This is a genomic window from Parageobacillus thermoglucosidasius (genome assembly GCF_001295365.1).
In the GTDB taxonomy this organism is placed as follows: domain Bacteria; phylum Bacillota; class Bacilli; order Bacillales; family Anoxybacillaceae; genus Parageobacillus; species Parageobacillus thermoglucosidasius.
Genome location: NZ_CP012712.1, coordinates 617,044 through 630,185, shown reverse-complemented (window position 1 = coordinate 630,185; position 13,142 = coordinate 617,044). Strand labels below are relative to the sequence as shown.

The 13,142-nt window shown below is 45.4% G+C and carries 12 protein-coding genes; 1 reads left to right on the top strand and 11 read right to left on the bottom strand.

The genetic code is table 11. The annotated features are described in order from the left end of the window. Positions 1-87: 87 nt before the first annotated feature. From ychF to AOT13_RS03150, 4 genes are all read right to left on the bottom strand, one after another. A complete protein-coding gene (gene ychF / locus AOT13_RS03165) occupies positions 88-1,188 on the bottom strand; it encodes a redox-regulated ATPase YchF (RefSeq protein WP_042385777.1) in 1,101 nt (366 codons plus the stop codon). Between the two features lie 195 nt (positions 1,189-1,383). After that, positions 1,384-3,396, bottom strand: a complete 2,013-nt coding sequence (locus tag AOT13_RS03160) for a molybdopterin-dependent oxidoreductase (RefSeq protein ID WP_042385779.1) — start codon at positions 3,394-3,396, stop codon at positions 1,384-1,386. A 43-nt stretch (positions 3,397-3,439) separates the two neighbouring features. Then, positions 3,440-3,634 (bottom strand): DUF951 domain-containing protein, encoded by a 195-nt coding sequence (locus AOT13_RS03155; protein WP_013401910.1) that lies wholly within the window; start codon positions 3,632-3,634, stop codon positions 3,440-3,442. A 21-nt stretch (positions 3,635-3,655) separates the two neighbouring features. Further along, complete coding sequence (locus tag AOT13_RS03150) at positions 3,656-4,558, bottom strand: mechanosensitive ion channel family protein (protein WP_042385781.1); 903 nt, start codon at positions 4,556-4,558, stop codon at positions 3,656-3,658. 164 nt (positions 4,559-4,722) lie between these two features. Here AOT13_RS03150 and yyaC point away from each other — a divergent pair, with 164 nt between their 5' ends. Next, positions 4,723-5,346: a spore protease YyaC gene (yyaC, locus tag AOT13_RS03145; RefSeq protein WP_003253864.1), complete on the top strand. Its 624-nt coding sequence runs from the start codon at positions 4,723-4,725 to the stop codon at positions 5,344-5,346. A gap of 18 nt (positions 5,347-5,364) precedes the next feature. Here yyaC and AOT13_RS03140 read toward each other — a convergent pair whose 3' ends face one another. The 7 genes from AOT13_RS03140 to mnmE form a co-directional block, all read right to left on the bottom strand. Beyond that, a complete protein-coding gene (locus AOT13_RS03140; RefSeq protein WP_042385782.1) occupies positions 5,365-6,066 on the bottom strand; it encodes a DUF554 domain-containing protein in 702 nt (233 codons plus the stop codon). Positions 6,067-6,125: 59 nt separating this feature from the next. Continuing rightward, positions 6,126-6,983, bottom strand: coding sequence for a ParB/RepB/Spo0J family partition protein (locus tag AOT13_RS03135; RefSeq protein ID WP_013401912.1), 858 nt, complete (start codon positions 6,981-6,983; stop codon positions 6,126-6,128). After that, the gene (locus tag AOT13_RS03130) at positions 6,976-7,737 is read right to left on the bottom strand and encodes a ParA family protein (RefSeq protein ID WP_003253869.1); all 762 of its coding nucleotides are present in this window, start codon (positions 7,735-7,737) and stop codon (positions 6,976-6,978) included. The genes AOT13_RS03135 and AOT13_RS03130 overlap by 8 nt, the downstream gene beginning before the upstream one ends. Positions 7,738-7,993: 256 nt before the next feature. Beyond that, entirely contained in the window at positions 7,994-8,836 is an 843-nt protein-coding gene (noc, locus tag AOT13_RS03125) for a nucleoid occlusion protein (protein WP_013401913.1), read from the bottom strand. Between the two features lie 45 nt (positions 8,837-8,881). Beyond that, positions 8,882-9,598, bottom strand: a complete 717-nt coding sequence (rsmG, locus tag AOT13_RS03120) for a 16S rRNA (guanine(527)-N(7))-methyltransferase RsmG (RefSeq protein ID WP_003253873.1) — start codon at positions 9,596-9,598, stop codon at positions 8,882-8,884. 23 nt (positions 9,599-9,621) lie between these two features. Beyond that, positions 9,622-11,511 carry a tRNA uridine-5-carboxymethylaminomethyl(34) synthesis enzyme MnmG gene (gene mnmG, locus AOT13_RS03115; protein ID WP_013401914.1) on the bottom strand — a complete coding sequence of 630 codons (1,890 nt, stop codon included), beginning with the start codon at positions 11,509-11,511 and terminating at the stop codon, positions 9,622-9,624. Positions 11,512-11,527: 16 nt separating this feature from the next. Beyond that, a complete protein-coding gene (gene mnmE / locus AOT13_RS03110; RefSeq protein WP_013401915.1) occupies positions 11,528-12,913 on the bottom strand; it encodes a tRNA uridine-5-carboxymethylaminomethyl(34) synthesis GTPase MnmE in 1,386 nt (461 codons plus the stop codon). Positions 12,914-13,142: the final 229 nt, after the last annotated feature.

Here is a 13,142-nt window from a genome sequence, read left to right as displayed (position 1 = left end):
GGTCTAAACGGCCCTTTCGAGAAGGGCAAGGAGTAAACAATTACTCACGTTATTTGATTATATCATGGCAAAAAACGATAAGCAATATTAAACATTAAAGCGGAAATAAATAATATCGCCATCTTGCACTTCATAATCTTTTCCTTCTAACCGGATTTTTCCTGCCTCGCGCGCTGCCGCCATCGATCCGGCTGCGACTAAATCCTCGTAAGAAACCGTTTCCGCGCGAATAAATCCCCGTTCAAAATCTGAGTGAATAATTCCCGCGCACTCTGGGGCTTTCATCCCCCGCCGGAACGTCCACGCGCGCACTTCTTGTTCCCCGGCAGTAAAGAACGTTGCCAATCCGAGCAAATTATATGACGCGCGAATTAATTGGTCCAGCCCCGATTGTTCGATGCCAAGTTCTTGTAAAAACAGCTCTTTTTCCTCATCCTCCAATTGTGCGATTTCTTCTTCGATTTTGGCGCAAACAACGATTACCTCGGCATTATCGCTTTGCGCAAATTCGCGGACTTGTTGGACAAACGGGTTGGCATCTGGATTGGCGACATCTTCTTCCCCGACGTTTGCGACATACAACATCGGTTTTATCGTTAATAGATGAAGCTGTTTTACCACTTTCATTTCCTCTTCTGTAAAGGAAAGCGTGCGCGCCGGTTTTCCTGCTTCAAACGTTTCTTTTAGGCGCATGAGAATATCGTATTCAAACATAGCGTCTTTATCTTTTTGTTTGGCGATTTTGCCGACGCGGTCTATGCGTTTATCGACCGTTTCTAAGTCGGCGAAAATGAGCTCCAAATTGATCGTTTCAATGTCAGCAAGCGGATCGACTTTTCCCGCCACATGGGTGATATTTTCATCCGTAAAACAACGGACGACTTGACAGATCGCATCGACTTGGCGAATGTGCGATAAAAATTTATTGCCAAGCCCTTCGCCTTTGCTCGCTCCTTTGACAATGCCAGCGATATCAGTAAATTCGAACACGGTCGGCACTGTACGCTTCGGATTGAACATTTCCGTCAACACTTTCAACCGTTCATCCGGCACTTCGACAATGCCGACATTCGGCTCGATCGTACAGAAAGGGTAGTTGGCGGATTCTGCCCCCGCTTTTGTAATCGCATTAAACAGCGTCGATTTTCCGACGTTTGGCAAACCGACAATTCCTGCTGTTAATCCCATCGTTTCCACTCCTCTTTTCCGTTCACATAATTCACTCCAAGGGATCGTGCCAAAAAAGAAAAAATCAAAACCAGTGACGCAAATGCAAATGGGCTGAAAACGGAATTTGCCGCAAATAAATAAGGAATTGAGCTTCCGTCCATGTCTTTCCTCATTATAGTGAGTACAAAAGAAAATGACAAGCGCCTCCGTGCGCTAGTCATTTTCCGCTTTTTCGATATTGACTAAACAGTCATATAAAGTGCTGCCATATCTGTTGTCCGATTCGCGGTCCGATGTTAATACATTGACCGAGCCGCCAAATTTCGCCCATTGCCCTTCATCAATATTGATCGTTTTCGGATGAGCTTTAGCAAGGATTTTTACCGTTCCTATTAATTCGCCGCGGTCATTAAACACTCTCGCTTTATCTCCCTCCGCCAACCCTTTGTCCTCGGCAACATCTTTCGATACTTCAATTTTAAGAGACTGAATCGATTCAACAAGATGGTAATGTTGCGAGTGGTTGGAGCGAAGCGGGTGAATCGTCAACAAACGGTACGGATATTTTTTCGCTAATAGCGGATTAGCGATTTCCGACTCGGCCGGATACATGATTTGCAGTTTGCCGTTCATTCCCTTTCGCTGCGCCAACGCGGAAGTAAACTCATATTTGCCGCTTGGCGTTTGGAAACGGTAATCGCTCCATGGGACGGGCTGAACCGGGAGAAGCAGATGTTTTTCTTTTTTCAGCCGCTCGAGCGTAATGCCGTGTCGTTGCAACGGCTTCAGCCCCATTTTTAAAAATTCTTCCCTTGTATAAGCAAAATCAGCGGCAAAACCAAGCCGCTTCGCCAGCTCCGCCCAAATCCAAAGATCGGATTTGGCCTCACCCGGCGGCTTGACCAGCTTTGGCCCATAATTGACATAAGCGTGATACATGGAAGAGTAATAAACGTCTTCCTCTTCAAACACCGTTGTTACTGGCAATACGTAATCCGCAAGCGCAGCGGTATCGGTCATAAATTGTTCGAATACAACAACCGTATCCACGGACTGGAACGCCTTTTTCACTAAGTTCGTGTTTGGCACTTGTGTAAGCGGGTTGCCACATGTGACGATGATCATTTTTATTTCAGGATTTGCCGCCTGCAAAATGCCTTCCGCCTGCTTCATCATCGTAAACGTGCGGGACGCCGTTTTCCGCTTAGGAAGCGCGAGCGCGGCAATATCAAAGCATTGCCCGACTTGCAGATTGCCAAAATTCGCCCCGCCTCCCGGAATGCCAACATTGCCGCTTATCGCTACAAGCGCGTCAATCCAGCGGATCGTATTGCCGCCATTGGCATATCGCTGCATGCCAAGCCCCAAATATGTTGCAGTCGGACGGTTTCCGTAAATCATGGCTAATTCTGTCATCACACTGCGGTCTACTTCAGTAAGCTGCTCCATTTTTTCCATTGTTATGTTTTCGAGCATCGCTTCGACATCGGAAAACCCAACCGTATGCCGCGCAATAAACACGCGATCTTCTAAACCAAGGCGCAGCATTTCCTTCATAATTCCCATCGCCAAAAACGCATCCATCCCCGGCTTCACCGATACATACATATCAGCGATTTGCGCCGTTTGCTGGAACAGCGGATCAATGACGATAATTTTTGTCCCCCGTTTTTTGGCAGCGAGAAGATGCTGAAACAAATGCATATTCGTTCGCGCTACGTTTCTCCCCCAAATGACGACATGGCGGCTGTTTTGGATATCTTCTGGAGCATGGCTGTAAGAATTGCCGAAATCCCACGTTTGCGCCTCAATGCCAGCCCCCCAGCACAAGCTGCCAGTCAGCTCTGTCACACCGCCGTAACAATTAAAAAACCGCTTGTCTAAATTTTTTAACAGCCCGTTATTCGCGTAATCATGGCTATGCAGGACAGCGGTCGTCCCATAGCGGTCTTTTATTTCCCTCAGTTTGTCCGCCACTTCATCGAGCGCCTGCTCCCATGAAATGCGGACAAACTGACCATTCACTTTTTTTAACGGATACAAAAGGCGTTCGCTTGAATTTGCCCGCTCCTTGAGCATGCGGCCACGGGCGCAAATCTTCCCCTGCGTAATCGGATGTGTTTCATCTCCATCCACTTTTGCCACTTTTCCGTCTCGGACGGTCACTTTTAACCCGCACACATCCCAGCAATTCAACGGGCACGATGTGACATGTATTTCTTCCATAACCCTTCTCTCCTCTTTTTGCTACAGAAAGAGCATGAGGTTGTTATTCCTCATGCTTGACTAACACTTTTTTCATCTTTCTCACAAATTCTTTTCGCGGCAGCAGCACGCTATGGGCACAGCCTTCGCATTTAATGCGGATATCGGCGCCCAAACGGATTACTTTCCATCGGTTCGTGCCGCACGGATGCGGCTTTTTCATCTCGACGATATCATACAATCCAAATTCTTTATCCATCCGCTCACCCCCACCTTTTGCTTAGGCGTTTTCTTTCTTCGTTTGCGAAGCCGCTCCATTTTCCTGGCCTTGACGATTATACATAACAAGACGCGGAAAAGGAATTTCGATTCCCTTTTTGTCCAAATGCATTTTTACTTCTTTTCGAATTGCTCTTGCGACCGAAACATGGCGCATTGGTTTTGTTTCACAAACAATGCGCAGCACTACTTCAGAACTAGCCAAATTTTGCACGCCTAACAACTCAGGTGGAGCCACCATATCTTCATATTTTTCCGGCAGCTGCGGCAGAAGTTCGCAAATCGCTTCCTCTGCCTTTTCGATGTCTTCTTCATAAGCGATGCTGACATCCACTACGGCAACACTATTATTTAAGGAATAATTTGTCACTTGCGTAATGCTTCCATTTGGCAAAATATGAACTTCCCCTGTCCAGCTTTTAATTTTCGTTACCCTCAGGCCAATTGACTCAACATATCCTTCGAAATTGCCGATTCGCACGTAATCTCCGACAGCGAACTGGTCTTCAAAAATAATAAAAAACCCGGTAATGACATCTTTCACTAAACTTTGCGCGCCAAAACCGACGGCAAGCCCGACAATGCCGGCGCCTGCCAAAATCGCTTTCACTTCTACGCCAAACGTATCTAAAATCATAATGAGCGCAATAAAACATAATACGTACGTAATCACATTATCAAGCAATCTTGCCAGCGTCGCTTCCCGGCGCTCGGAAATACGGATCGGCGCCTTTTGCCGCATTTTAAAAATATTATGGACAGCAATTTTTAAAATTTTTAAAATAATAAAACACAGCAATAAAATAGCGGTGATTTTGAGTGCCCCTACTCCTAAATTCACCCAAAACTCTTCATTTGTGGCGAATCCGAATAAACGATCCAAAATCTTTTTCACTGTATCCAATGTTGTTCACACCTCTGCGTCGTTTTGCATTTTCACCTCTTTTATTTTAGCAAGATCGCCAATCAATTTGTAGTAATAAACAAAACAAAGGCCCGAATGTATATAATTTTCGCGTTTTCCGTATACTGTTAATACTTGAAGTGAAATTTTAGGAGTGACGTATGATGGGTATATCATCTATTTTTTTCTCGCCAAAAAATGAAAAAGAACATATTTTTCACGATGAACAAGGAGCTGCTTCATTAATAGCGCTGCGGCTTCTTTCACTGCTTCCTTTTCCTTTATCGCAGCCTGCTGCCATTGTTTGCATCGGCACAGACCGTTCGACAGGAGATTCGCTTGGGCCGCTTGTCGGCACCATGTTAAAAGAGAAACATCTTTCACATTTTCATGTATATGGAACGTTAGAAGAGCCAATTCACGCCGTAAACTTGGAAGAAAAAATCACTGCGATTCGCGCTATTCATCATGACGCATTGATGATTGCCATTGACGCCTGCTTAGGAAGGTTCAAAAGCGTCGGCGCTATAACAGTCGCGAAAGGGCCGGTACGGCCGGGCGCCGGAGTGAATAAACAGCTTCCTCCCGTCGGCGACCTTCACATTACCGGCGTAGTCAATGTTAGCGGGTTTATGGAATTTTTCGTTTTGCAAAATACCCGCCTCCATCTCGTCATGAACATGGCAAAAGCGATTGCAAATGGCATTGATGAAGCAGATCGGCAGTTAAGCCGGAAAGAATATCTTGAAAACACATCCATTATCAAAACACGCCATCAGCCGTTCTAATTGTTCCGACGGATGGATTCAAAAAAAATAAAGAACAGAAACCGCCAAAGCAGTTACAATAATGCTAGGCAGCAAATTCGCTACGCGTATATTCGTCACCCCGATCATGTTTAAACCAATCGCAATAATTAAAATTCCCCCCGTTGCAGTCGATTCGGCAATAAACGAATCGACGATTTCTTTTGGCACCCACCGCTCAATTTGCGTAGCAAGCAGCGCGATTCCCCCTTCATACATCACGACGGGGATTGCCGAAAAAATAACGCCAATGCCAAGGGACGTCGTTAAAATAACGCTCGTGAAGCCGTCCAAAATTGATTTCGTGTACAAAACGCGGTGATCGCCGCGCAATCCGCTATCAAGCGCGCCGACAATCGCCATAGCGCCAATGACAAATAATAATGTGGCGCTGACGAACCCTTTCGCAATATTTCCTTGCTTGTTTCCTCCCATTTTTTTCTCGATCCATTCTCCCAGCTGATTTAACTTGCGATCCCAATCCCATATTTCTCCTAACACTCCGCCAAAAACAAGACTAAAAATGACAATGAGAAATTGTTCGCTTTTCATTCCCATTTGAATCCCGAGCAGCGCTACGGCAAGCCCGATTCCGCCCATGACCGTTTCTTTCAACCGCTCGGGAATATTATCAAACAATTTTCCTAACAATGCCCCGACCACAATGCAAATCCCATTCACAATCGTCCCTAACAGCACCACGATGCTATTTCCCCCTGTTCATTGCCGCAAAAAAATAAACCACCAATATGATGGCTTGCTTATTCATCGAATCGCACATTTAATAATTCTAATATTCTTTCTAAATCTTCAGAAGAGAAAAATTCAATCTCGATTTTCCCTTTTTTTCGGGTTTGCTTAATCGTTACATTCGTTCCGAGTTTTTCCCGTAACAATGATTCGCTTTCTTTCAAAAACACGCTTTTTTCCACTGGTTTTCGCTTCGGTGTTTCACGTGAAACATTTTTGTTCATTTCTTGAATGAGCTTCTCTAGCTGGCGGACGTTTAACTGCTCGCGAATAATGCGGTCCACAATGAGCTTCATCTTATTTTTGTGCTTGAGCCCCAACAGCGCCCGCCCATGCCCCATCGAAATCGTTCCATCTACAATCAGTTTTTGCACGTCCTTTGGCAATGATAATAAACGAAGATGGTTGGCGATATGGGGGCGACTTTTCCCAACACGGATGGCAATTTCCTCTTGCGTTAGCCGCAATTGATCCATCAGCGTTTTATACGCCATTGCTTCTTCAATCGGGTTTAAATCTTCACGCTGCAAATTTTCCAACAGTGCAAATTCCATCATTTGTTGATCCGTCAATTCCCGGACAACGACCGGAACGGTTTCCAAGTTTGCTTCTTTTGCGGCGCGATAACGCCGTTCCCCGACGACAATCTCAAACCCTTTTATACTTTTCCGCACGATAAGCGGCTGCAAAATTCCGTGCTGCAAAATCGACTGTTTCAATTCTTCAATCGCTTCCGGATGAAACGTTTTCCGCGGCTGGTAAGGATTTGGATGGAGCTGGTGAATATCCACTTCTTTTATCGTCTCTTCATCCTTTAACGCCAAATGGGAAAACAGCGCATCGATCCCTTTTCCGAGGCCTTTAGCCACGCTCTAACACCTCCTTCGCTAACTCTAAATATACTTCTGCGCCCCGCGATTTAATGTCGTAAACAATAATCGGTTTTCCGTGGCTTGGCGCTTCGCTTAACCGGACATTTCGCGGGATGATGGTGCTATATACTTTTTCACGGAAATATTTTTTAACTTCTTCAATCACTTGAATCCCTAAATTCGTGCGGGCATCCAGCATCGTTAGCAAAACGCCTTCCAGCCGCAATTCATTATTCAGATGTTTTTGTACAAGCCGAATTGTATTTAATAGCTGACTAAGCCCTTCAAGCGCATAATATTCGCATTGCACGGGAATAAGGACAGAACTGGCTGCCGTTAACGCGTTTAACGTTAAAAGCCCCAACGAAGGAGGACAATCAATAATGATAAAGTCATAGGCTTCCCGCAACGGATCGAGCGCATTTTTTAAGCGGATTTCGCGGGAAATGACCGATACGAGTTCAATTTCCGCCCCCGCCAACTGGATGGTTGCCGGGATAATATGTAGATTTTCAATATTGGTTGGCCTTATCACATCTTTCGCTTTTACATCTCCGACCAGAACGTTATAAATGCACTCATCGATGTCGCCTTTTTCAATTCCGATTCCACTTGTCGCATTTCCTTGCGGGTCGACGTCAACAAGCAATACTTTTTTTCCGATATGCGCTAAACAAGCTGCTAAATTAACCGCCGTTGTCGTCTTTCCGACTCCGCCTTTCTGATTTGCAATCGCAACTACTTTGCCCACGATGCCACCTACCTCTAATTGGTACTCATATGTTTATTTTAACATGAAATAAATAAAATCGGCTTGTTTTCTATGCGCGTAAAGAAAAAGAATCAAGTCGTAATGACTGCATCAAAACCCGTTATCCAGTCTGCTCACCAGGAAAATTGGCTATTCCGAAAAAAATCCGGACTTTCAACACTGGTTATGACGTAAACACAGAAAAGAAAAAACCCCATCAAAGACAATTTGATGAGGCAAAACATTTTTGGTTCCATTATTTTTTCGGAATGCGAATCGTAATTTGATAATAGTCTTCAAATTCTTCTTCTTCGGAATCCACCGCTACGCCGCTGTTCGCCACCATCGTGAGCGACTGCCGGATCGTGTTGACGGCAATGCGCATATCTTTACTAAACGCTTTTCGTTTTGGCTTTGGTTTTCGGTTCATCGATTCGAGCATTTTTAAAACGCGATCTTCCGTTTGTTTGACGTTAAGTTGTTTTTCAATAATTTCCCGCAGCAATTTTAATTGCTTTTCTTTATCTTTTAAAACGATTAATGCGCGGGCATGGCGCTCTGTAATGGTCCGCTGCAACAGCGCTTCCTGCACTTCTTGCGGCAGCTTTAATAGACGCAGTTTATTTGCGATCGTCGATTGCCCTTTTCCAAGCCGTTGCGCCAATGCCTCTTGTGTCAAATTATGCAATTCCAACAGCTTCGCGTATGCCATCGCTTCTTCAATCGGCGTCAACTCTTCCCGCTGTAAATTTTCAATTAATGCTACCGAAGCAGTCTCTTTGTCGTTTAAATTTTTGACAATCGCTGGAATCTCCGACCAACCGAGTTTTTGAACAGCGCGCCATCTTCGTTCTCCCGCAATAATTTCAAACTTTCCATCCTCGCATTCGCGGACAACAATCGGCTGGATAATGCCATGCGTATGGATCGTTAATGCTAACTCCTCAATTTTTTCCTCGTCAAAAATGGTCCGCGGTTGGAAACGGTTTGGAATAATTTTAGAAACCGGAATTTTTTTTATTTCTTCTTTTTCTTGTTTTTCCATTTCTTCCTGTTCCTTTTCCCCAAAGCTAAAGAAGCGAGAGAAAGGATGTTTCATTCCCCTACACCACCTTTAAAAACTCTCCCCTGAAATGTTAAAAACTTACTCAATCGGTTGCTTATTCGGCATTCCCGGTTTGCGAGGATATTTGTTTGGCGTGCTTTGCACTTTTCGGATGAAAATAATCGTTCGTTCGCTTTGCTCCAACGGCAGCGTAAACCGCTCGACGGCGGAAACTTCCCCGCCAAGCACGTGAATCGCTTTTTTTCCTTGTTCCAATTCTTCTTGTGCCGAAGCGGCTTTCATGGCAATAAAAGTGCCGTTTACTTTGACGAGCGGAAGGCACAGCTCGCTTAATACAGGCATCCGCGCCACTGCCCTTGCAATGACGACATCAAATGATTCACGGAATTCTTTGTTTCTCCCAAACGTTTCAGCGCGGTCATGATAAAACTCGACATCGGCCAATCCTAATTCAGCAGCTAAATGCTCAAGAAAATGGATGCGCTTTTGCAGCGAATCGACAACCGACAATTTCAAATGCGGAAAGCAAATTTTTAACGGGATGCTCGGAAATCCTGCTCCTGCGCCAACATCGCAAAGTGATAAAGATTGGGAAAAATCATAGTAAAAAGCCGGAGAAAGAGAATCAAAAAAATGCTTTAAATACACGCTGGGCTTGTCCGTGATTGCAGTTAAATTCATCTTTTCATTCCATTCGATGAGCAACTCATAATACCGTTCAAATTGTGCCAATGCTTGAGAAGAAAGCGGAACGCCTCTCTCCTCAAGCATAGCCTGAAACTGTGCTGTATCCATACGCCAGTCCTTTCCTTCATTTTTTATTCATTCGACACGCGCGCGATTCTTCCTTGTTCCAAATACACTAATAATATCGAAATATCGGCAGGATTTACTCCGGAGATGCGCGAAGCTTGCGCAATCGACAATGGCCGCACTTGTTTTAGTTTTTGCCGCGCTTCTGTCGCTAAGCCGTGAATGGCGTCATAATCGATATCTTCCGGAATCTTTTTATTTTCCATTTTTTTGAGACGCTCAACTTGTTGCAGCGATTTTTGAATATATCCTTCGTATTTAATTTGAATTTCCACTTGTTCCGCTACTTCCGGCGAAATCTCTTCTTCAGCCGGAGCAAGCTGTTTAATATGTTCATATGTCATCTCCGGACGCCGCAATAAGTCAGCAGCGCGAATGCCGTCTTTCAGCTCGCTGCCACCGGCTTCGCGGATGACTTTCTGCACTTCCGGAGTCGGTTTGATAATAAATGTTTGCAGCCGTTTTTTCTCTCTTTCGATCGCTTCTTTTTTCGCTAAAAACTTTTGATATCGCTCTTCAGAAATAAGGCCGATTTTATAGCCAAGCTCTGTGAGACGCAAATCGGCATTGTCATGACGAAGCAACAGGCGGTATTCGGCACGGGACGTCAATAATCGATATGGTTCGTTCGTTCCTTTTGTGACGAGGTCGTCGATCAACACGCCAATATACGCATCGGAACGGCTTAAAATAATCTCTTCTTTGCCAAGCGCCCGGCGAGCCGCGTTGATCCCCGCCATAATTCCTTGTCCTGCCGCTTCCTCATATCCGGACGTTCCGTTAATTTGCCCAGCTGTGTACAAATTTTTCACCAGCTTTGTTTCCAACGTTGGCCATAATTGCGTTGGAACGATGGCGTCATACTCAATTGCATAACCCGCCCGCATTAACTGCGCCTTTTCAAGGCCAGGAATCGTCGCTAGCAGCTGCCGCTGAATATGTTCCGGCAAGCTCGTCGACAATCCTTGCACATACACTTCTTCCGTTTCGCGTCCTTCCGGCTCTAAAAAGATTTGGTGGCGCGGTTTATCATGGAAACGGACGATTTTATCTTCAATCGATGGGCAATAACGCGGACCTGTCCCTTTGATCATTCCGGAATACATTGGCGATAAATGCAAGTTTTCATCGATAATCCGATGTGTTTCTGGCGTCGTATACGTTAGCCAGCATGGCAACTGGTCAGTAATATATTCTGTCGTTTCATAAGAAAATGCCCGCGGCACATCGTCCCCTGGCTGAATTTCCGTTTTGCTATAGTCAATCGTGCGGCTGTTGACGCGCGGCGGTGTTCCTGTTTTAAAGCGGACAAGCTCAAAACCAAGCTCTTCTAAATGCTCTGAGAGCTTAATCGACGGTTGTTGGTTGTTCGGACCGCTTGAATACTTAATGTCTCCAATAATAATTTCTCCGCGCAAAAATGTTCCTGTCGTAATAACAACCGTTTTTGCATAATAATGTGCTCCCGTATGGGTAATAACCCCTTTGCATACGCCGTCTTCCACGATCAAACGTTCCACTTTTCCTTGCAATAATGTCAGATTTTCTTGATTTTCAAGCGTTTTTTTCATTTCGCGCTGATACAGCACTTTGTCCGCTTGCGCGCGCAGCGCCCGCACCGCTGGGCCTTTTCCGGTGTTGAGCATCCGCATTTGGATATATGTTTTATCAATATTTCTCGCCATTTCCCCGCCTAACGCGTCGATTTCACGGACGACGATTCCTTTCGCCGGGCCGCCGATTGACGGGTTACATGGCATAAACGCGATCATATCAAGGTTTAACGTAATCACTAACGTCTTTGCGCCAATGCGCGCCGCCGCTAACGCCGCTTCACAACCAGCATGGCCGGCGCCGACGACGATGACGTCATACGAACCACCATGATAGTCCATAACGACTCCTCCTTCATTATTTTCCTAAACAAAATTGCGAAAACAGCTGGTCAATTAAGCTCTCATGCACCGTATCGCCAATAATTTCGCCAAGAAGCTCCCATGCCCTTGTTAAATCAATTTGGACAAGATCGACAGGCATTCCTGATTCAATTCCGGAAATCGCATCTTCGACCGCCTTTTTTGCTTGCTGAAGCAAAGCGATATGGCGCGAATTCGAAACATACGTCAGATCGCCCGCTTCGACAGCACCGCTGAAAAACATGTTAGAAATGGCGGTTTCTAAATCTTCAATTCCTTTTTCATGCAGTAAAGATGTCGTTATAATCGGGCGCCCTCCCGCTAATTGCTTGACCCGATCCATGTCAATATGTTGCGGCAAATCTGTTTTGTTCACAATAACGATGAAATCCATCCCTTTGACCATGTCAAAAAGCTTTTCATCCTCTGCTGTCAGCGGCTCATGATAATTTAACACAAGCAAAATTAAATCAGCTTCCTTTAGCATTTGCCAGGAACGTTCGACACCGATGCGCTCCACGATATCTTCTGTTTCGCGAATCCCCGCTGTATCGATCAACCGGAGCGGAACACCGCGGACATTCACGTACTCTTCAATCACATCGCGCGTCGTTCCGGGAATGTCCGTAACAATCGCCTTGTTTTCGTGCACAAGCGCATTTAATAACGATGACTTTCCAACATTCGGTCTGCCGATAATGACCGTCGCCAAACCTTCCCGCAAAATTTTGCCCTGCTGCGCGGTTTGCAGCAATTTTTCAATTTGTTCCCGCACATACTGCGCCTTTTCCATTAACAGATGCGGCGTCATTTCTTCGATATCGTCGTATTCAGGATAATCAATGTTCACTTCTACATGTGCGAGCGTTTCTAAAATCGCCTGCCGCAATTCGCGAATTCGTTTCGATAAGCGCCCTTCCATTTGTTGCAGCGCCACATTCATCGCCCGGTCCGTTTTCGCCCGAATCAAATCGATGACCGCTTCCGCTTGAGATAAGTCAATTCTTCCGTTTAAAAACGCGCGTTTCGTAAATTCTCCGGGCTCGGCAAGCCGCGCCCCGTTGGTTAGCACAAGCTGCAACACGCGATTGACGGAAACCAGACCGCCATGGCAATTAATTTCGACAACATCTTCTCTCGTAAATGTCTTTGGCGCGCGCATGACCGATACCATCGCCTCTTCGACCGTTTGCCCGCTGTTTGGATCGACAATATGACCGTAATGGATCGTATGGGACGGAACGTCCTTAAGGCGTTTCCCGCTTGGGCTTTTGAAAACGCGATCGGCAATGGCTATCGCTTCGTCGCCGCTCAGTCTGACAATCGCGATTGCTCCTTCTCCCATCGGTGTGGAGATAGCGGCAATCGTATCAAATTCCATTGCTTTCTCACCTCTCTTTGCTGACAGACAAAAAACCGATCTATCTATATGTTAGACAACTCCCGTTGCCAATAATGATTTATCCACAATTTTTAGCTAATCATTTCAATTTTAACTTATCCACATGTGAATAACAATATGAAGTGCTTATTCAGCTAAAAACGCAGACGTGAAGTACAATCGTTAAATAAAAAATAAAGAAGAAAAAGAGGCTGCCTCGCTTGTTTAA

Bases quoted from the DNA above. Each gene is read 5' to 3' on its own strand.
- ychF (WP_042385777.1), bottom strand. From the start codon at position 1,188: ATGGGATTAACAGCAGGAATTGTCGGTTTGCCAAACGTCGGAAAATCG.
- AOT13_RS03160 (WP_042385779.1), bottom strand. From the start codon at position 3,396: ATGGAAGAAATACATGTCACATCGTGCCCGTTGAATTGCTGGGATGTG.
- AOT13_RS03155 (WP_013401910.1), bottom strand. From the start codon at position 3,634: ATGGATAAAGAATTTGGATTGTATGATATCGTCGAGATGAAAAAGCCG.
- yyaC (WP_003253864.1), top strand. From the start codon at position 4,723: ATGGGTATATCATCTATTTTTTTCTCGCCAAAAAATGAAAAAGAACAT.
- rsmG (WP_003253873.1), bottom strand. From the start codon at position 9,598: ATGGATACAGCACAGTTTCAGGCTATGCTTGAGGAGAGAGGCGTTCCG.
- mnmE (WP_013401915.1), bottom strand. From the start codon at position 12,913: ATGGAATTTGATACGATTGCCGCTATCTCCACACCGATGGGAGAAGGA.
- noc (WP_013401913.1), bottom strand. From the start codon at position 8,836: ATGAAACATCCTTTCTCTCGCTTCTTTAGCTTTGGGGAAAAGGAACAG.
- mnmG (WP_013401914.1), bottom strand. From the start codon at position 11,511: ATGGACTATCATGGTGGTTCGTATGACGTCATCGTCGTCGGCGCCGGC.